Origin of the sequence: Rhodoferax sp. (genome assembly GCF_028715765.1) — a bacterium.
GTDB lineage: Bacteria > Pseudomonadota > Gammaproteobacteria > Burkholderiales > Burkholderiaceae_C > Rhodoferax.
Genome location: NZ_JAQURE010000009.1, coordinates 15,035 through 34,223, shown reverse-complemented (window position 1 = coordinate 34,223; position 19,189 = coordinate 15,035). Strand labels below are relative to the sequence as shown.

The following is a 19,189-nucleotide window of genomic DNA, read 5'->3' as shown; positions in this document are numbered from 1 at the left end:
ATCATCACCCGTCGAGCAGGCTTTTGATGTCTTTGATCAGCAAAAAGAGCTGAAACGCATCGGTTGGGCTGGGCTCAAAGTCCCAGCTTTCATACCAACGCTTGGCGGCATCGTCTTTGGCATGCACCAAGAGACATCGGATGCCTGCAATGTCTGCAGCAAAAGCGGTGCGACGCAGCGCATCTTTGAGCAGTGCACGGCCTAAACCTTGGCCTTGGTGCGACAAGTCAACCGCCAGTCTGGCCAAAATCATCACCGGCACAGGGTGCCGCGCCAAGCCTTTGGTCACTCGGTTGGGACTTGCATCGTGTTCAACACTGCCCACTGCCAGGCTGTAAAAACCCGCCACACAGTCGCTTTGGCAACTGACATAAGTTTGCGCACTGTGGGCTTTTTGGCTGCTGAGTGCAAACCGTTGCAGAAACTGGTTCAGCGCCAGCACACCGCAATCAAAGGCATCCACACGGTCGACATGGCTGAGCTTGCGAACCTGCTCATAAACTGCACTCAATCCAGCACCCCAGGCTCAGACAGCAATTGTTTCAAGCGTGGCTTGGTTTGAACCGGTCGATCCAGTGCCGCTTCAAACACCTGCCACTGCGTGGGCGAGAGCAAAAACCGCTGTCGGTCAGCCAAGGCTTGGTTGGCCGCCACCACACCCGCGTCAAGCAAAAATTCACTGACATTTTTGTGACTCGCCCGCGCTGCTTCTTGCAACAGCAGCTTCACCGCTTCGCTGGCGCGAACGTCAATGCGTTGGGTTTTGGAGAGGTTCAAGGTGTTCATGGCAGGCTCATGGGGAGTGGATTGACAGATCATAGCGTCCGGACGACGTACTGACAATGACGCACATCGGCCTGTGCCAGGGCATGGAGATTAACGGCTGGTCTGCTGCATGGCGGTGGTGCAATGCACAGTGTCTAGGCTCACCGTGGTGACACGCATCAGTAGGTTGATGACATTTTCTTTGTGGTCGGCGAAGCGGTAGGTGTCAAACTGCTCGCGCAGGGTGGGATCTTTGGGCTTTTTTTCTTTGTATTGATCCAGCACCCAGTCCAAGGCACTGCGGTTGCCCAGCTTGTAAGCCCAGGCCTCGGGCGGAATGCCGCGCAGGGTTGTCTCGGTGTCGATGGCAATGCTGCCCGCAGTGGGGTCGGCACGCAGCAAGGTTTTAGGTGGCAAGCCCGCCGCACGCGATTTTTCGTCGGGAATGTCAATGCGCTGCAGCGCAAACGGCGCCGCGTTCTCAAACCCAATGTGCAGCGCCATCAGGTTCTCGCCCCAGGCGGCCCACTGCCAAAAATCGGGGTAAAACGGCATGCGCGGAAAATCCCGTTTCAGGTTTTGGGCGTATTTCTCGCGGTAAATGGGGTCGTGCAAGACCGCGTAGCAGTAGTGAAAGATGGCTTCTTTGGTGATTTTTTGAGGCGCCTTGCCACGCGTCTGACGGCCTTGCGCTGGGGGCTCAGTTGGTGCAGGGGACTGAGCCGTGCGGTAGTGCGCGGTGAACTGCTTGAGCGCCCAGTCGGTGATGTTGTCAACGCGCTGCCCAAGTTCATAACGATACAGAGGCAGTGTCTGGGTTTTTTCGAGCATGTCGTAGCAAGGAATGCTGTTGACTGCCAAGGTCTGAAAAGGCTTGGCTGCAGGCACGCCAGAAATGCAAATGGCCTGACTGCCCTGCCCGGGCCCAAATATCTCACGCAGCAAATACTGCATTTCGTTCAACTGTTTGCTGAAATACAGCTTGCGCTCGACATAGGGGCGATACAGCGAGGAACAGACATAGTCGGCTACAAATTTGTAGGTCACCGATTTGCTCAAGTCATTTTTCACAGCACGCGACCACTTGATGTTGTTCGTCAGGCGGTTTTCAAGCCCCTTGCGACTGCGCAAAGTACCTTTCAACCCCCTAAGCTGCTGGTTGTAGGCATCAATCAAGCATTTCACCTTGCGCTCGACTTGTTTCGGGTCAACGTCATAAACCCACTCATCTCGTGCAGTCACAACCCCCAAAGAAAACTTGCGAAAAATGGCCTTCACATCCCGGTTGGTCTTGGCGGCTTTGGTTTCTTTGCTGGCCAGTGGCAGCAAGGTGTCAAAGTCGTTGTGGGTCAGGTTGATCCAGTTGTTTTTTTCGTCCGGCTTGATGTGGTCAAAATGATGTTCCCAAAGGGGTTTACTGCTGACATAGCTTAGTTTTTCGTCTGCTTTTTCGTAGTCAGGCACTGACTCATACATGATTTTGCAGCCGCGCGCGCCTTGTTTTTTGACACAAAACCAAATCGCCACACCCACACGAATTTGGTTGTGAAAAATGTTGCCCCCCTCCTGCCTGCGCCGCTCACCACTTGTGCGAGCGTTACCTTTGAGGTCTACCACCCAAATTTCATTGAACTCTTGTGTCAGCACCTTGCGAAAGCCGTCAAATGTCCGACTGTCGATGAAAGAGCTGTTACTGACAAAAGCAATGATGCCATTCTGGTTCAACCGGTCACTCGCCCAGCGGAAGAAGCGCGCATACATGTCATAGAGCTTGGTCTTTTGCGCTGTGCTCTGGGCAATGTAGGTTTGCTTGATGCGGGCATCAATGTGCGGGTAGGTGCGGTTTTTGTTGTTGTCGTTCTCGTTGGCCTGGTTGGCGTTGTAAGGCGGGTTGCCTATGACCACGCTGATGCGCTTGCTGTTTTGGCGTTTGATGCGCGCCACATTTTCTTCTGACACGCTGCCAAACAGCTCGACCGTTGTGCCCTTGGCCGCGGTGTGCAGACCCACGTTGTCTAACGTATCCACAAAACACAGGCTTTGAAATTCTTCGTACTGGCCGGTGATGGCGGCGTAAGTGGACTCGATGTTCAGGTTGGCCACGTAATAGGGCAAGATGGCCACCTCATTGGCATGCAGCTCGTGGCGGTATTTGTGCGCCAGCTTTTGCGGCTGGCCACGAAAGTGCTCCAGCAGCTCACAAATAAAGGTGCCAGTGCCGGTGGCGGGGTCAAGAATATCCACCTCGGGGTCAATCAGGTTTTTGCCAAAATGCTGCTCACACAGCCAGTCTGCCCCGTCAATCATGAACCGCACAATCTCGTTGGGGGTGTAGACCACGCCCAGCCGGTCTGCCGCTTTGGTGTTGTAAACCTTGTAGAAATTTTCGTAAATGATCTTTAAAAACGTCTGCTTTTCGCTGTGGCTGCTGATTTGGGCTGCTGCAGCCCGAATGGCGGCGTAATAGGTTTCCAAGCCTTTGAGAGTTTGCTTTTTTAACGCCCCGGTAAAAAACGCGCCTTCCAGCGCATACAACTCGCGCGCCACGTTGTTGTGCTGGTGAAAGTCGCTGTCATCAAACACTTTGGCAAAAATTTCTTCGGTCAAGATGTGCTGAATCAGCATCTCGCGCACATCGGCTTCGGTCAAGATAGGGTTGATGGCCTCTTGCGCATGGCGCAAAAATTTTTCTTCCGACTGCCTGAAACTGGGGTTGGCCACGTGCGCCGCGTCAATCATGTGGCGCAGCGCTTGCAGCACGGCGGGCAAATCCGTTTTGAACTGCTCCACAGCGGTGCGAAAACCGGCAATCTCGGGGCGCTCAAAACTGAAAAACACCTCCAGCAGATGCGCCAGCGCGGTGGTGTCGGTCATGTCGCAGCGCAACACTTCTGCGCGGTTTTGCCACAGCACAGCAACCGCGTCGTCGCTGAAGATGATGTTGTCTTGGGGGTAGCCTTTTTTGAATTTCTTGACGATTTCAGCATCAAGGTTGTCGTTGGCATCTTTGGCTTCCCAGTAGCCCAGTGGCATGCGCAGCTCATGCAAGAGCGCACCGTCAACGCTGATAAGGGTCTTGCTGGCGGTTTTCATACCGTACTCGGCAATGAAGACCAGCTCATGCTGCTTGCCCCAATTTTTCAGCAAGTCTTTGAAGGCCTCACGCACAATGGTTTCACGGTTGGAGCCGCTGACTTTTTTGATCAGGTCTAGCTGACGCAGGTAATGGTTGATCAGAAGCAGGCTCATTTTTATGAATCAAATTGGCATTTAGCGCTTATAGAATAAGCGCAGATAGCTATTTTAAAAATAGCAAAAATAATGAAAACCTCAGACCGGCCAGACCACCCCGTGGTCGTTCAAGATGGCGTCCATCGGCAGGTCGTGCGGTTCAGGCTCAAAGTCGGGCAAAAAGTCGGTGGCAAAACTCAGCCCCACGGTGAACGGCCGGGGCGACAAGCCCGCCAGCATGCGGTCGTAAAAACCACCACCGTAGCCCAGCCGGTAGCCACCGGGGGCGTAGCCCACGCACGCCACAAACAGCAGCGTGGGCACAATCACTTCGGTGTCTTTGGGTTTGGGAATGCCGAAGGCATCGTCTTCTATGGGGCAGCCGGGATACCAGGTGTGAAAGGTCATGGTTTTGTGAACTTTGTCCACCACCGGCAGCCCAATCTGGCGCAACTGGGGCTGTTCCATCAGCTCGCCGTCCTCTTTCCAGCGGTGCAGGGCGGGCAAGGGGTCAAACTCACCCTTGATCGGCCAGTAGGCACCAATCACGGTGTCAGCGCGCCCCACCAGCCAGATGCGCATCACTTGCTGCAACGCGGCAATGCGCTGGGTGCGGTCCGGCAGTTGCAGACGTTGGGTAATCAGGCGTTGGCGCAAGGCTTTTTTGTCCAGCGCCTTTTGTTCATCAGAGTTATTCATAATCTCCACATGCAGTTCAGAACCATTTTGACATTGATTGTCTTCACCAGCGCCGCGGCGCTGGCCGCTAGCGCCGCACAGCCCCCAGCCCAGCCCAAGTTACAGGACGCAGACAAGGTGCTGCTGGACATGGCTGAGGCCTTTAAAAAAGGCCAATCCAAGCGCCTGACCGAGCTGCTGCCCACCGCCCGCCGCCACACCTTGGCGCCCTGGGCGGCCTATTGGGAGCTTAAAGCCCGGCTTGACACTGCCAATGCCGACGAAGTGCAGGCCTTTTTCAAGCGCTTTGCCGGCACCTACCAAGAAGACCGGCTGCGCAACGACTGGCTGCTGCTGCTGGGTCAGCGTCGCGACTGGAGTCAGTTTGTGACCGAGGCACCCCACTACCGCATGCAAGATGACCGCGAGGTACGCTGCTACACCCTGGCCATGGAGCACACCCTGGCTGGCGTGGACATGTCACAAGAAACCAAAGACCTCTGGTTCAAACAAAAAAACGCCAGCGACGGCTGCACCCTGGCCGCACAAATGCACTTTGACCACCAGCTGCTGACCCCCGCCGACCTCTGGCGCAAAGCCCGCCTGAGCCTGGAAGCGCGCCAACCCAGAGCCACCCAGCAAGTGGTGGCCATGGTGGCACCGCAGGCCAGCAGCGCCTTGGGCACCCTGCTGGCCAAGCCCGCGCACTACCTCAAAGTCACCACCCCCAGCAGCCAGCCACTGGCGCAAGAACTGGCGCTGCTGGCACTGGTGCGGCTGGCCGACAGCGCCCCAGATGCCGCCGCCCAGAGCCTGAAAACCCGTTGGGCAGCCGCCCTTGCGCCTGACCAACGGGGCTGGGCGTGGGGTGCCATTGGCAAGCAGTCGGCCATGCAACTCTCACCTGATGCCATGGGCTACTTTGCCCAAGGCAGCGCCAAAGACATGAGCGACGAGCACCTCACCTGGTATGCCCGCGCGGCCCTGCGCGCCGGTGTCTGGCCGCGGGTGCTGTCAGCCATTGCCGCCATGAGCCCGGCTGTGGCGGCCGAGCCCACCTGGGTCTACTGGCGCGCCCGCGGGCTGCTGAACGTCAAAAACAACCCGGCGGCGTTGCAAGAAGGCCAGGCGCTGCTGCAAAGCATGGCCGGTGTGCGTGGTTTTTATGAGCTGCTGGCGCAAGAAGAGCTGGGGCTGCCCATCACCCCGCCGCCTTCGCCCGAGGCCTTGACCGAATCTGAAAAAGAGGCTGCCCGCAGCAACCCCGGCCTGCAGCGGGCACTCACGGCCATCGCCATCGGTTTGCGTGCTGAGGGCGTGCGCGAGTGGAACTACCAGACCAACCTGCACCGCCCCGGCGGCCTGTCAGACCGTGAACTGCTGGCCGCGGCCGACCTGGCCTGCCAGCACGAGGTGTGGGACCGCTGCATCAACACCAGCGAGCGCACCAAAAGCGTGATCGACCTGACCCAGCGCTTTCCCATGCCGCACAAACAAGCGGTGCTGGCCCGCACCCAAGCCATTGGCCTGGACCCGGCCTATGTGTATGGCTTGATCCGGCAAGAAAGCCGCTTCATCACTGACGCGCGCTCTGGCGTAGGTGCCTCAGGCCTGATGCAAGTCATGCCCGCCACCGCCCGCTGGACTGCCAAAAAAATTGGCCTGACCGGGTTTACCCCGCAGCAGCTCAATGACCGCGACACCAACATTGCCATTGGCACCGGCTACCTCAAGCTGGTGCTGGATGACTTTGCTGGCTCCATGCCAATGGCCGCCGCCGCCTACAACGCCGGCCCTGGGCGGCCACGCAAATGGCGTGGCCAGGGCGACACGCCCAGCCTAGAGGCTGCCATTTGGGCGGAAAACGTGCCCTTCAACGAAACCCGTGACTACGTCAAAAAAGTGCTGGCCAACACCACCATTTACGCCGCCATGATCAGCGGCCAAACCCAGTCGCTCAAAGCCCGGCTGGGGCAGATTGGGCCCGCCCATGCCAGCGCCCAAGTCAACCGCGAGCTGCCTTGACTTACCTCCAACCACCTCACCCGCTTGCACATGAAACTCTACATTGGCAACAAAAACTACTCCTCCTGGTCAATGCGCCCGTGGGTGCTGCTGACCCAAGCCGACATCCCTTTTGAAGAAGTGATGGTGCGCTTTGATGCCTTCACGCCAGAGTCAAACTTCAAAGCCACGCTCAAAGCGGTCTCACCCACGGGCAAAGTGCCGGTGCTGGTGGACGGCGACTTGGTGGTGTGGGACACCTTGGCGATTGCCGAATACCTGGCTGAAAAGTTTCCTGAGTGCGAGCTGTGGCCGCACGAGCGCGCCGACCGCGCCCGCGCCCGCAGCATTTGCGCCGAGCTGCACAGCGGCTTTGGCGCCCTGCGCAGCGCCTGCCCGATGAACATCGAAGCCCGCCTGCCCGACACCGGCGCGCTGATCTGGCGCGACCACGCTGCAGTGCGCGCCGACGTGGCGCGCCTGGTCAGCCTGTGGCGCGACTGCCTGCAAAAAAGCGGCGGCCCGCTGCTGTTTGGCAACTTCAGCGTGGTCGATGCCTACTACGCCCCGATCTGCACCCGGCTGGTCAGCTACGCCCTGCCGCTGCCCCCTGATGTGCAAGCCTATGTGCAACACGTCTTGGCGCTGCCTGGCGTCAAAGCCTGGCTGGATGCCGCCTGCGCCGAGCACGACTTTCTGGCCTTTGAAGAGCCCTACCGATTACAGCGCTGACATGCAGGTCTATCTGGTCGGCGGTGCGGTGCGCGATGCCTTGCTGGGCTTGCCAGTGCAAGACCGCGACTGGGTGGTGGTGGGTGCCAGCCCGGCAGACCTGCTGGCGCAAGGCTTTACCCCCGTGGGCAAAGATTTCCCGGTGTTCTTGCACCCACACACGCACGAGGAATATGCCTTGGCGCGACTGGAGCGCAAAACCGCCCCCGGCTACCACGGCTTTGCCATCCACGCAGCCCCAGACGTGACCCTGGAAGAAGACTTGGCACGCCGCGACATCACTATAAACTCGATAGCTGTTCACGCAGACGTATCAAGCGTTAGAGGCCAATTTCATGCTGAAGTTTCAACCCCAGCACAAGACTGGCAACAAGCTGGCCTGCTGATTGACCCGCACGGCGGTGCCCAAGACCTGGCCGCCCACCTGCTGCGCCATGTAGGGCCGGCCTTTGCAGAAGACCCGGTGCGCATTCTGCGGGTGGCACGCTTTGCCGCGCGCTACAGCCACTTCAGCGTGGCGCCTGAAACCGCCGAGCTGATGCGCCAGATGGTGGCGCATGGCGAGGCCGACCACCTGGTGGCCGAGCGCGTGTGGCAAGAGCTGGCCAAAGGGCTGATGGAGCCCCAACCCTCGCGCATGTTTGCCGTGCTGCGCGCGTGCGGTGCGCTGGCACGCCTGCTGCCTGAACTTGACCGCCTATGGGGCGTGGCCCAGCGTGCCGACTACCACCCCGAAATCGACACCGGCGTGCACGTGATGATGGTGCTGGACATGAGTGCGCGCCTGCACGCCCCGCTGCCGGTGCGCTTTGCCTGCCTGGGGCACGACCTGGGCAAAGGCAACACCCCAGCCGACATCTTGCCGCGCCACCTGGGGCACGAAGGGCGCAGCGCCCAACTGCTCAAACCACTGTGTGAACGCCTGCGCGTGCCGCTAGAGTGCCGCGCCCTGGCCGACCTGACCGCGCGTGAACACAGCAACATCCACCGCAGTCTGGAACTGAATGCCGCCGCCCTGATGCGCCTGCTGGAGCGCTGCGACGCCCTGCGCCAACCCACCCGCTTTGCCCACCTGCTGCTGGCCTGCGAGTGCGATGCCCGCGGCCGCCTGGGGTTTGATGCCGCCGCCTACCCGCAACGCGCCCATCTGCTCAAGGTGCTCGCTGCAACGCAACAAGTTGATACAAAAAAAATAGCTACTCAGGCAATGACTACCGGCGCTAGCGGCATAAAAGTCGGTGAAGCCATTCGCGCCGCACGGGTTACCGCGGTGCAGGCGGCCACTGCAACCATCGCACCCCCATCAGCCTCAAGTATGCTCACGCCCCATGTCTAACCTGCTCATCATTGAAGACGACGAATTGTTGCGCGACGGCCTGTGCGCGCAGCTGGCGCAAGCCGGCCACAGCGTCAGCGCCGCGGCCGATGGCGAAGCGGCCCAGCACTTGCTGGAAACCCAGCGCTTTGACGGCGTGGTGCTGGACCTGGGCTTGCCCAAAATCAGCGGCATGGACGTGCTGCGCTGGGTGCGCAAACGCCTGCCTGCGCTGCCGGTGCTGATTTTGACCGCGCGCGACGGCATTGAAGACCGCGTCCAGGGTCTCAACGCCGGTGCCGATGACTACTTGACCAAACCCTTTGACATGCAAGAGCTGCAAGCCCGCCTGGGTTCGCTGCTGCGCCGCGCCCGCCTGCCCGCCTTTGGCGGCTCGCTGGAAGTGGCCAGCAGCCACAGCGCGCGCGGCCTGCGGGTCGATGCCCACCTGCCGCAAGCCTGGCTGGGAGACGAAGCGCTAGAGCTGACCCAGCGCGAGTGGGCGCTGCTGTCGCTGCTGGTCACCCATGCCGGGCGCGTGGTCAGCCGCGAAGATGTGCTGGAGTCGTGGCAAAGCACCCCGGCGGAGGCCGGTGCCGTGGCCTCGAACGCGCTGGAGGTCTACATCCACCGCCTGCGCCGCAAGCTGGTCGACTCGGGCCTGAACATCCGCAACGTGCGCGGCCTAGGCTACATGCTGGAACACACCAGCCCGTGAACACTGCCACGCCGCTGGCTCCCGCTGCACCGGCCAGCCCTCACCCGCTGCAGGGCGGCCTGTCGCTCAAGCGCCAGCTGCTGCTGTGGCTGCTGTTGCCGCAGCTGGTGCTGTTTTTGGTGGGGGGCGCGCTGGCCTACCGCATTGCGCTGAGCTACGCCGAAAAAGCCATTGACCAGTCGCTCACACAGTCGGTGCGCTCGCTCTCGCGCCAAGTCAAACCGATTGGCTCAGGGCTGCTGGTGGACTTTCCCAAAGCCGCCCAAGACATCATTGAGCAAGACCCCCAAGACCGTGTGAGCTACATGGTGTCGAGCCCACCGGGGCGCTTTTTGCTGGGCAATGGCAAGCTGCCCGGCCCCAACGCCAGCGTGCGAATTGAAGCCAACACCACCCTGCTTTACAACGTGGCCATTGACGGCAAACCGATGCGCGTGGCGTTGCTGGAGGTGAACTACGGCGAAGACGCATCACCGCAACGCCTGCGCGTGCAACTGGCCAAAAGCCTGGCGGTGCAAGAGCGCCTGACCACCGAGCTGATTGCCGACATGCTGGCACCCCTGCTGCTGCTGGGCGCGCTGCTGAGTGTGCTGGTGTATGGCGGCATCTCGCGCGGGCTGCAGCCGCTGACCCGGCTGCAAGCGCAGCTGGGCGACCGGCGCAAGCAAGCCCTGACCGACTTGTCGCCCATCGAGCTGACCCAAGCACCGCAAGAAGTGCACGCCCTGGCCACCGCGCTGAACCAGTTGCTCACCACCGTGCGGCGCAGCCTGGGGCAAGAAAAGCGGTTTTTGAACGATGCCGCACACCAACTGCGCACCCCCCTGGCGGGCTTGATCAGCCAGACCGAGCTGGCACTGCTGGAGCACGACCCCGCCGCCCTGCACCAGCGGCTGACCAAAGTGCTCTCAGGCGCACAGCGCAGTGCCCACCTGGTGCACCAACTGCTGTCGTTGGCGCGCCACGAGGTTGAAGTGAACTTGCAGCCGCTGGACCTGGCCGCGCTGGCCCGCGAGGTGGCGTGCGACTGGACACCGCGCGCCCTCAAAGCCGGGGTGGATTTGGGATTTGAAGGCGCCGACCATCTGTGGCTGGCCGGTGCGCCGTTGCTGCTGCGCGAAGCCTTGAGCAACCTCATCGACAACGCGCTGAATTACGCCGGCCAAGGCTGCGAAGTCACGGTGGGCGTGCAAGCGCAAGGCGACTTGGTGCTGCTGGAAGTTGCCGACAACGGCCCCGGCCTGGCCGATGCCGACCTCTCCCATGTGTTTGAGCGCTTCTGGCGCGCCAGCGCCCTGCCCGGCGGCTGCGGACTGGGGCTGGCCATCGTGGCCGAAATTGCCCAGCGCCATGGTGGCCAAGCCAAGGTGCTCAACCAAACCCCGCACGGCCTGCGAGTGCAACTGTGGTTGCCAGCCGGTGCAGCGCGCTAAAGTTCAGTGGTTTTTACCCCCCTCCATAGCCACACAGATAAGGCGTGGTGGTAAAACACGTTCTGTGAAGCCACTTTTATTGCGTCCCACTTTTTCACCATGAAAAACTCCCTGCAAACCCTGCTTGGTAGCATCAGCCAAGGCATTTACATGCTGGGCACGGACGGGCGTATGTGCTTGTACAACACACGCTTGTGCGAGCTGCTTGACATACCCGCTGCGTTTTTCGACAAGCACCCCACCCTGGCTGAAATGAATGCCTTTCAGATGCAACGTGGCGACTTTGGCGACGCCGCTTCTTTGGTGGATGAAGTGGCCCGCGATTACGTGCTGGCCGGTGGCCAAGCGCCGGTGCCAACTCACTTTTTGCGCCAAACCCGCACCGGGCGCACGCTTGAAGTGCGCTCTAACGTGCTGCCCAGTGGCATGATGGTGCGCACTTTTGCCGATGTCACCGACTACATTCAAGCTGAAGCCGCCCGCAAACGCGCCAACGAGCTGCTGTTTGCCACCCAGGCGCTGGCCCAACTGGGTGGCTGGGAGCTTGACTTTGTGGCTCAAACCGAGACCTGGACCGACGGCACCTACCGCATTTTTGACACCACCCCAGAGCAGTTCCAACCCGACCTGCACAACACCCGCAAACTGTTCACAGCGCAAGCCCAGGCGCTGGTGGATGCGTCTTACCAAGACAGCGTGCGCCAGCCCGCCACCCACGAGTTAGAGCTTGAAATGTTCACCCTGACCGGGCGGCGCATTTGGGTGCATTCGCGCGGCACCTCCGTCTGGCGGCATGGGCATGTGGCGAAACGCACCGCCATCGTGCAAGACATCACCCAACGCAAGCTCACCGAACTGGCCTTGCGCGACTCCGAAGCGCGTTGGAAACTGGCCTTGGAGAGTGTGGGCGATGGCGTGTGGGACTTGCATGTGCCCACCGGCGAAGAGTATTTGTCGCCCCAGTTGCTGCGCATGTACGGCTACGCCGAGAGCGAGCTGCCGTCAGCCTTGACCGCGCTCGACCAGCGCACCCACCCAGACGATGTGCCCGCCATGCAGCTCAACCGCTACAACCACTTGGCCGGTCTGACCCCCAGCTACAGCAACGAGCACCGGGTGCAATGCAAAGACGGCAGCTGGAAATGGGTGCACAGCCGCGGCCTGGTCATCAGCCGCAACGCGCAAGGCGAGCCGCTGCGCATGATTGGCACTCACACCGACATCAGCGAGCGCAAAGCCGCCGAAGCGCTGATCTGGCAACAAGCCCACTTTGACCCCCTCACGGGTCTACCCAACCGGCGCATGTTGCAAGAGCGGCTGGCGCAAGAGCTTAAAAAATGCCGCCGCGACGGCCAGCTGCTTGCGGTGGTGTTCATTGACCTGGATCACTTCAAAGAGGTCAACGACACACTGGGTCACCCCAAAGGCGATGTGCTGCTGGTCGAGGCTGCCCGGCGCATTCAGGCCTGCCTGCGTGAGGTCGACACCGTGGCACGCATGGGCGGCGACGAGTTCACCGTGCTGATCACCGAGCTGAGTGATGCCAACCACCTGCAAACCATTTTGCCCAAGCTGCTGCACACCCTGAGTGCTGCCTTTACGCTGGAGCAAGACCAGGTGTATGTGTCGGCCAGCGTGGGGGTCACGGTCTACCCCACCGACGGCCAAAGCACCGAAGACCTGTTCAGAAACGCCGACCAGGCACTGTATGTGGCCAAAGACGCGGGGCGCAACCGCTTTAGCTTTTTCACCCCCGCCTTGCAAGTTGCCGCACGCGAGCGCGCCCAGCTCATGGCCGACCTGCGCAGCGCGTTGACGCGCCAAGAGTTTCGGGTGGTGTACCAGCCCATCGTGACGTTGGCCACCGGCCACATCCACAAAGCCGAGGCACTGGTGCGCTGGCAGCACCCGGTACGCGGCCTCATCAGCCCAGCGGCATTCATTCCAGTGGCCGAGAGCAGTGGGCTGATTGTGGAACTGGGTGAATGGGTGTTTGGCCAAGCCGCAGCGCAAGTCAAGCACTGGCGCAAAACGCTGTATCCGCAGTTTCAGATCAGCGTGAACAAGTCGCCGGTGCAGTTTGAAAACCCCAACCCGGCGCACACGCCGTGGATTGAGCAGCTCACTGCGCTGGGGCTGCCCGGCGAAAGCATTGTGGTGGAAATCACCGAAGGGCTGCTGCTGTCCACCAGCGCTGGCGTGCTCGACCAGCTGCTGGGCTTGAGCGACGACGGCATCAATGTGTCGCTGGACGACTTTGGCACCGGCTACTCGTCACTGTCTTACCTGCAGCGTTTTGACATTGATTTTGTCAAGATCGACCAGTCGTTTGTGCGCCAGCTGGTGGCCGGCTCCACCGACATGGCGCTGTGCCAGGCCATCATTGCCATGGCACACGCGCTGAGCATGAAGGTGATTGCCGAAGGCGTTGAGACCGAACTCCAGCGCGATTTGCTCACCGCCGCCGGTTGCGACTATGGCCAGGGTTACCTGTTTTCCCGGCCGGTGCCCGCGGCTGAGTTTGAGCAATTGCTGGGCATCAACCCGTAACGTTTAATTGCCAGAGCGCTGAAGCCGGCATGTATGAAATCTAAGCAGCGGAACAACACCTGCCAGAAGATCAAGCTCCCAGCGCAAACTCGCGCCAACCCAGCACATCACACCCTTGCCTGGCGTAGTGCCCGCTGCCGCCGTAAATAATTTGCGGTGGCAGGGCGGGCGGTTCGGCCAGACCGACCCATTTGTGTACGGCTTGCGGCCAGTCTGATGCAAAGGTACTGCCAGATTTGATTTCTATCGCCTGCAATCCCTGCGGGGTTTCAAACATCACATCCACTTCGTGGCCGACGTTATCGCGCCAGAAAAAGAGTTCTGCGCTCTGCCCATTGTTGAAGCGCTGCTTTATCAATTCAGATACCACCCAGGTTTCAAACAATGCCCCCCGCGCAGCATGCGTCTCAATATTTGAGGCCTCCCGAATGCCCAACAACCAGGCCATCAGCCCGACATCCAGAAAATACAGCTTGGGGCTCTTGACCAGTCGCTTGCCAAAGTTGCGGTGGTAGGGTGCCAGCCGCATGACCAGGTAACTGGCTTCCAGCACCGACAACCATTTGGCTGCGGTGACGGCTGCAATGCCGCAATCGGCTCCCAACGCAGCCAAGTTGAGCAATTGCCCGGAGCGCGCCGCGCACATGCGCACGAAACGATGAAATTGACTCAGGTCTTGCACCGCCAGCAGTTGACGCACATCGCGCTCCAGATAAGTGGCCACGTAGTTGGCAAACCAGTCGCCCGGAGCCAGTGGCCGGTCATACAGCGCCGGGTAGCCGCCTGTGAACAACAGCGCATCCAAGTCTTCAGGTAACTTGTCGCTTGCGAGTTCTGAACCACTCAAGGGCAGCAGCTCAATCCGCCCGACCCGTCCTGCCAGGCTTTGCGTGATGCCCGCCAGCAAATCAAACTGGGCTGATCCAGTCAATACAAAATCACCCATGCGAGCACGCTCATCAACCATTTGCTGCAACCACGACAGCAAGGCAGGACAGCGCTGAACCTCATCCAGAATGGCACCATCAACAAAGCGTGCCAGAAAGCGCTGCGGGTCAGTCCGAGCAAACTCGTTCTCTTGCGGGTTTTCCAGCGACACGTAGGGTTTGGTCGAAAAAACAGCACGCGCCAGCGTCGTCTTGCCTGACTGCCGTGGCCCTGTGATGGCCAGCACAGGAAACCCCCTGGCCAGGCGATGCAGCGTCGAAGTGGCTTGGCGAGGAATCATTTCTTACAAATCGAAGTTTTAAACTTCGCATTGTAAATTCATCTCGGTAAGCGGCAGGACTTGGATTTGAGACCGCCTTACACCGCCTCAAAACCCAAGCGCAGCCCGGTTTGGGCATCAAACCAGTTGTTGTGCTTGCTGCTCACGCTCAAGCCCACCTGGTCGCCCACTTGCACCAGGGTGCTCGGTGGTGTGCGCACGGTGATCAGGCCTGCGGCGGTTTTCACCACCACGTAGGTGTCGGCACCGGTGGGCTCCACCAGCGTGACCTCGCCGCGCCAGGCGGCATCGTTTTCCAAGTGGATGTGCTCCGGGCGCTGGCCCAGGGTCACTTGGCCACTCGCTGGACAGGGCAGGGGCAACACCCCACCTTCAAAGGTAAATTGACCTGTAGCGCCCGTGCCGCTTGCCTGACCAGCTATGAAATTCATGGTGGGCGAGCCGATGAAGCCAGCCACATAGGTGTTGGCTGGGCGGCGGTAAATGTCGTCGGGCGTGCCAATTTGCTGCAGGATGCCGTCTTTCATCACGGCAATGCGGCTGCCCAGTGTCATGGCTTCGATTTGGTCGTGCGTCACGTACACGCTGGTGATGCCTGACACTTGGTGCAAGCGCTTGATCTCGGCGCGCATTTCTACGCGCAGCTTCGCATCGAGGTTGCTCAAGGGCTCGTCAAACAAAAACAGCTGCGGGTCGCGCGCCAGGGCGCGACCCATGGCGACGCGCTGACGCTGGCCGCCCGAGAGTTGCGCCGGGCGGCGGTCCAGCAGGTGTTCAATTTGCAACATGGCCGCCACCTCCTTGATACGTTTTTGCCGCACCTCCAGCGGCACTTTGCGCATCTCCAGCGCAAAGCCAATGTTGTCGGCCACGCTCATGGTCGGGTACAGGGCGTAGCTCTGGAACACCATGGCAATGTCACGCTGTGCCGGAGCCATGCCCACCACGTTTTTGCCCGCAATCTTGAGCTCGCCCTCGGTCGGTTCTTCCAGCCCGGCAATGATGTTGAGCAGGGTGGACTTGCCGCAACCCGAGGGACCGACCAAAATCAAGAACTCGCCCGGGGCGACCTCAATGTCGATTTTTTTCAGGATTTCAACGGCTTTGTCGCCCTTGCCGAAAACCTTGCGAATGCCTGCAATGTGAAGTGATGCTGCCATGATGTTTATCCTTTCACAGCGCCAGCTGTGAGACCTTTGACGAAATATTGACCGGCCAACACATACACCAGCATGGTGGGCAGGCCGGCGATGATGGCCGCGGCCATGTCCACGTTGTAGCTCTTGACGCTGCTGGTGGTGTTGGCCATGTTGTTCAGACCGACCGTGATGGGTTTGCTGTCGGCGCCGCTGAAGGCCACGCCAAACAGAAAGTCGTTCCAGATGTTGGTGAACTGCCAGATCAGCGTAACCATCAGAATCGGCGTGCTCATGGGGATGACGATGCGGTAAAAAATGCGCCAGAAACCGGCGCCGTCCATGCGCGCGGCCTGAATGAGTTCACGCGGAATGGCGGTGTAGTAGTTGCGGAAAAACAGCGTCGTGCCCGCCATGCCCGCCAAGCAGTGCACCAGCACCAAGCCGGTGATGGAACTGCTCAAGCCCAAATACCCCAGCACCTGGCTCATGGGCAGCAGCACCACCTGGAACGGCATGAACACGCCAAACAAAATAAAGCCAAACAGCAAGTCACTGCCCCTGAACTTCCACATGCTCAGCACATAGCCATTCAAAGCGCCCCACAGGGTAGAGATCAGCACCGCTGGCACCGCCATGGTGACCGAGTTCCAAAAATAGGGCTGCAGCCCGCGGCAGTCCACCCCGGTGCAAGCGGTTGACCAGGCCAGCGTCCACGACTCAAAGTTCAGCCCATGCGGCAAACTCAGCAGGTTGCCGGAACGGATTTGCTCGGCATCTTTGAAGCTGGTGGCCAGCATCACATACAGCGGTGCCAGAAAGAAAAAGGCGGCCACACCCAACACGGTGTAAATGCCCAAACGTGAAAGATTTTTAGCGTTCATGAGTGACCTCTGATCAATGTTCATGCGGTTTGGCGCGCAATTCGCTGTAAAGGTAAGGCACCACAATCGCCGCCACCATGGCCAGCATCATGGTCGCGCTGGCCGCACCCAGACCAATCTGGCCACGGGTAAAACTCATGGTGAACATGAAGGTGGCGGGCACGTCTGACGCATAGCCCGGCCCACCGGCGGTGAGCGCCATGACCAAATCGAAGGCCTTGATGGACAGGTGCGAGAGCACCAGAATGGTCGAGAACACCACCGGCCGCAGAATCGGCAAAATGATGCGCCAGTAAATGCGCGGCAGGCTGGCCCCGTCAATTTGCGCTGCCTTGATGATGCTGTCGTCTATGCCGCGCAAGCCCGCCAAAAACAGCGCCATGGCAAACCCAGCTGATTGCCAAATGCCGGCAATCACCACGCAATAAATGGCGGTGTCAGATTGCACCAGCCAGTCAAAAGTGAAGCTGGTCCAACCGATGTCGTGCATGAGTTTTTCAAGCCCCAGGCTGGGGTTCAAAATCCATTTCCAGGCCGTGCCGGTGACAATGAACGACAAGGCCATGGGGTACAAATAAATGGTGCGAATGACGCCTTCAAAGCGGATTTTCTGGTCCAGAAAAATCGCCAGCAGCATGCCCAGCAGCATCGAGCCGCCGACATACAACACGCTGAAAATGCCGAGGTTTTTCAGCGCCACATACCAGCGGTCCATTTCCCACAGCTTGGTGTACTGCTCCAGCCCGACGAATTCGTCGTAGTTGGGCAGCATGCGCGAGTTGGTCACCGAGAGCACGCCGTTCCAGATCATCAAGCCGTAAATGAAGGCAAAGCCAAGCACAAAGGCTGGGGCGATCACCAGCTTGGGGAGCACGTTTTCAAAAGATTTCATAGGTACCTTACCTTGGGTTTTGAACTTCCAAAGTCCATGGTTGGCGTGCCAGTTGTGAGCGAAAGTTGTGTGTACCAGACCTGACGAAGCGGGTATTTCCCTCCGTTCGTGTCCCCCAACCCTAATTCTTCGAACTAGGGTCTCCTCCTTGACCTCACTGCGGGAAACACCCACTCCGTCAGGTCTCGATGCGCATGATCGCTTCCTACAAAAGATTTCGTAGCGTCTAGCAGCAGGGCTGGGGTGCGTTCCAGAGCGGAATCAAGGAGGAGCCCGCAGGGCGGGGGACATCCGCGGCGGAACGCACCCCAGCCCTGTTGCGGGTTCAACCAAAAGTGCCCGACTTACTTGGTCGCAGCCGCCTTAGCGATAGAGGCCACACCGTCGGCCACGCTCATCTTGTCGTTGTTCCAGAACTGGCTCACAGCGTCTTTGATGGCACCTTCAGCTGCTGGCTTGATGGCCATGCCGTGCGCCACTGAGGGCACCAGGCCACCGGTTTTGGCAGTTTCCACAAAGTCTTTGCTGGAGAGCTTGGCGCAGTCGTCAAACTTGGCCATGTTCATGTTCAGGCGCACCGGAATGGAACCCTTGTTCAGGTTGAACACTTCCTGGAACTCCGTGCCCATGATGGCGGCAGCCAGGTCGCCCTGGGCTTTTTGGGCGGCAGCGTCTTTCAGCTTGAACATGGCAAACGAGTCCACGTTGAAGGTGTAAGCGTTGGCCGTGCCCGGTGCGGCGGCGCAAATGTAGTCTTTGCCTGGCACTTTGCCGGCGGCGGTGAACTCACCCTTGGCCCAGTCACCCATGAACTGGAAGGCGGCTTTTTCTTGAATCACCATGGCGGTGGCCAGGTTCCAGTCGCGCCCAGGAGATGCGGGGTCGGTGTAGCTCTTGACCTTGCGGAAAGTTTCAAGGGCTTTGGTCATGGTGGCACTGGTCAGCGCTTTTTGGTCGAGTTTGACCAAGGCATCGCCATAAAACTTGGCCCCGCCCACACCCAGTACCACAGACTCGAATGTTGTGAAGTCTTGCCAGTTTTGGCCACCGTGCGCCACCGGAATCAAACCGGCTTTTTTGACTTTTTCAGCTGCGGCAAAAAATTCGTCCCAGGTCTTGGGCGTGCCCGCCACACCGGCTTTTTTCAGCACGGCGCTGTTGGCCCACATCCAGTTGACGCGGTGCACGTTGACGGGGGCCGCCACGTAGTTGCCCTTGTACTTCATCACATTGGCCACCACGCCTGGCAGCAGGCTGTCCCACTTTTCGGCCTTGGCCACTGAATCCAGATTGGCCAAGACGCCTTCAGAAGCCCATTCCTGAATGGCAGGGCCTTTGATTTGGGCCGCTGCGGGTGGGTTGCCAGAGACCACACGGCTTTTCAGCACGGTGGCTGCGTTGTCACCACCGCCGCCGGCCACAGCAAAATCTTTCCAGACATGGCCTTTGGACTGCATGATTTTTTTCAGCTCGGCAGCAGACTTGGCTTCGCCACCGGATGTCCAGTAATGCAGCACTTCCACTTCGCCAGCCAGCACGCTTGAGCCAGCCACCACCAATGCCACAGCTGTAGCCAATTTGGAAAGTTTGTTCATGTGATCTCCTGTTTGTCCACCGGGTAAG

At 59.7% G+C, this 19,189-nt stretch carries 15 protein-coding genes; 6 read left to right on the top strand and 9 right to left on the bottom strand.

Translation table 11 applies throughout. The annotated features are described in order from the left end of the window. Window positions 1–4 precede the first annotated feature (4 nt). The 4 genes from PHT20_RS05240 to PHT20_RS05225 all read right to left on the bottom strand — a co-directional run bounded on the left by PHT20_RS05240 (window position 5) and on the right by PHT20_RS05225 (window position 4,668). Window positions 5–511, bottom strand: coding sequence for a GNAT family N-acetyltransferase (locus PHT20_RS05240; protein ID WP_300085310.1), 507 nt, complete (start codon window positions 509–511; stop codon window positions 5–7). Then, a complete protein-coding gene (locus PHT20_RS05235; RefSeq protein WP_301019715.1) occupies window positions 508–786 on the bottom strand; it encodes a DUF1778 domain-containing protein in 279 nt (92 codons plus the stop codon). Before PHT20_RS05235 ends, PHT20_RS05240 begins: the two co-directional genes overlap by 4 nt. Before the next feature lie 90 nt (window positions 787–876). After that, the gene (locus PHT20_RS05230; protein ID WP_301019714.1) at window positions 877–4,014 is read right to left on the bottom strand and encodes a type ISP restriction/modification enzyme; all 3,138 of its coding nucleotides are present in this window, start codon (window positions 4,012–4,014) and stop codon (window positions 877–879) included. An 81-nt stretch (window positions 4,015–4,095) separates the two neighbouring features. After that, window positions 4,096–4,668, bottom strand: a complete 573-nt coding sequence (locus tag PHT20_RS05225) for a 5-formyltetrahydrofolate cyclo-ligase (RefSeq protein ID WP_301019751.1) — start codon at window positions 4,666–4,668, stop codon at window positions 4,096–4,098. A gap of 36 nt (window positions 4,669–4,704) precedes the next feature. Between PHT20_RS05225 and PHT20_RS05220 the strand changes: the two genes are divergently transcribed. From PHT20_RS05220 to PHT20_RS05195, 6 genes are all read left to right on the top strand, one after another. Then, window positions 4,705–6,699: a transglycosylase SLT domain-containing protein gene (locus PHT20_RS05220; RefSeq protein ID WP_301019713.1), complete on the top strand. Its 1,995-nt coding sequence runs from the start codon at window positions 4,705–4,707 to the stop codon at window positions 6,697–6,699. 30 nt (window positions 6,700–6,729) lie between these two features. Continuing rightward, window positions 6,730–7,410, top strand: a complete 681-nt coding sequence (locus PHT20_RS05215; RefSeq protein ID WP_301019712.1) for a glutathione S-transferase family protein — start codon at window positions 6,730–6,732, stop codon at window positions 7,408–7,410. 1 nt (window position 7,411) lies between these two features. After that, entirely contained in the window at window positions 7,412–8,746 is a 1,335-nt protein-coding gene (locus PHT20_RS05210) for a multifunctional CCA addition/repair protein (protein WP_301019750.1), read from the top strand. Further along, entirely contained in the window at window positions 8,739–9,443 is a 705-nt protein-coding gene (locus tag PHT20_RS05205; RefSeq protein ID WP_301019711.1) for a response regulator transcription factor, read from the top strand. Before PHT20_RS05210 ends, PHT20_RS05205 begins: the two co-directional genes overlap by 8 nt. Continuing rightward, on the top strand, window positions 9,440–10,876 hold the full coding sequence (locus PHT20_RS05200) for a sensor histidine kinase (RefSeq protein ID WP_301019710.1): 1,437 nt from the start codon (window positions 9,440–9,442) through the stop codon (window positions 10,874–10,876). Before PHT20_RS05205 ends, PHT20_RS05200 begins: the two co-directional genes overlap by 4 nt. A gap of 99 nt (window positions 10,877–10,975) precedes the next feature. Beyond that, complete coding sequence (locus tag PHT20_RS05195) at window positions 10,976–13,426, top strand: EAL domain-containing protein (protein WP_301019709.1); 2,451 nt, start codon at window positions 10,976–10,978, stop codon at window positions 13,424–13,426. A gap of 70 nt (window positions 13,427–13,496) precedes the next feature. On the opposite strand, the gene PHT20_RS05190 is transcribed toward PHT20_RS05195, so the two are convergent. The 5 genes from PHT20_RS05190 to PHT20_RS05170 form a co-directional block, all read right to left on the bottom strand. Further along, on the bottom strand, window positions 13,497–14,654 hold the full coding sequence (locus PHT20_RS05190; RefSeq protein WP_300088701.1) for an ATP-binding protein: 1,158 nt from the start codon (window positions 14,652–14,654) through the stop codon (window positions 13,497–13,499). A gap of 77 nt (window positions 14,655–14,731) precedes the next feature. Then, a complete protein-coding gene (locus PHT20_RS05185) occupies window positions 14,732–15,814 on the bottom strand; it encodes an ABC transporter ATP-binding protein (RefSeq protein ID WP_300088699.1) in 1,083 nt (360 codons plus the stop codon). Window positions 15,815–15,819: 5 nt separating this feature from the next. Next, window positions 15,820–16,674, bottom strand: coding sequence for a carbohydrate ABC transporter permease (locus tag PHT20_RS05180; protein ID WP_301019708.1), 855 nt, complete (start codon window positions 16,672–16,674; stop codon window positions 15,820–15,822). A gap of 13 nt (window positions 16,675–16,687) precedes the next feature. Beyond that, window positions 16,688–17,566, bottom strand: a complete 879-nt coding sequence (locus PHT20_RS05175) for a sugar ABC transporter permease (protein ID WP_300086979.1) — start codon at window positions 17,564–17,566, stop codon at window positions 16,688–16,690. Window positions 17,567–17,910: 344 nt separating this feature from the next. Next, entirely contained in the window at window positions 17,911–19,161 is a 1,251-nt protein-coding gene (locus PHT20_RS05170; RefSeq protein ID WP_300086977.1) for an ABC transporter substrate-binding protein, read from the bottom strand. Window positions 19,162–19,189 lie beyond the last annotated feature (28 nt).

Coding starts and splice junctions, on each gene's coding strand:
- PHT20_RS05235 (WP_301019715.1), bottom strand. CDS start 786: ATGAACACCTTGAACCTCTCCAAAACCCAACGCATTGACGTTCGCGCC.
- PHT20_RS05230 (WP_301019714.1), bottom strand. CDS start 4,014: ATGAGCCTGCTTCTGATCAACCATTACCTGCGTCAGCTAGACCTGATC.
- PHT20_RS05220 (WP_301019713.1), top strand. CDS start 4,705: ATGCAGTTCAGAACCATTTTGACATTGATTGTCTTCACCAGCGCCGCG.
- PHT20_RS05215 (WP_301019712.1), top strand. CDS start 6,730: ATGAAACTCTACATTGGCAACAAAAACTACTCCTCCTGGTCAATGCGC.
- PHT20_RS05210 (WP_301019750.1), top strand. CDS start 7,412: ATGCAGGTCTATCTGGTCGGCGGTGCGGTGCGCGATGCCTTGCTGGGC.
- PHT20_RS05205 (WP_301019711.1), top strand. CDS start 8,739: ATGTCTAACCTGCTCATCATTGAAGACGACGAATTGTTGCGCGACGGC.
- PHT20_RS05195 (WP_301019709.1), top strand. CDS start 10,976: ATGAAAAACTCCCTGCAAACCCTGCTTGGTAGCATCAGCCAAGGCATT.
- PHT20_RS05190 (WP_300088701.1), bottom strand. CDS start 14,654: ATGATTCCTCGCCAAGCCACTTCGACGCTGCATCGCCTGGCCAGGGGG.
- PHT20_RS05185 (WP_300088699.1), bottom strand. CDS start 15,814: ATGGCAGCATCACTTCACATTGCAGGCATTCGCAAGGTTTTCGGCAAG.
- PHT20_RS05180 (WP_301019708.1), bottom strand. CDS start 16,674: ATGAACGCTAAAAATCTTTCACGTTTGGGCATTTACACCGTGTTGGGT.
- PHT20_RS05175 (WP_300086979.1), bottom strand. CDS start 17,566: ATGAAATCTTTTGAAAACGTGCTCCCCAAGCTGGTGATCGCCCCAGCC.
- PHT20_RS05170 (WP_300086977.1), bottom strand. CDS start 19,161: ATGAACAAACTTTCCAAATTGGCTACAGCTGTGGCATTGGTGGTGGCT.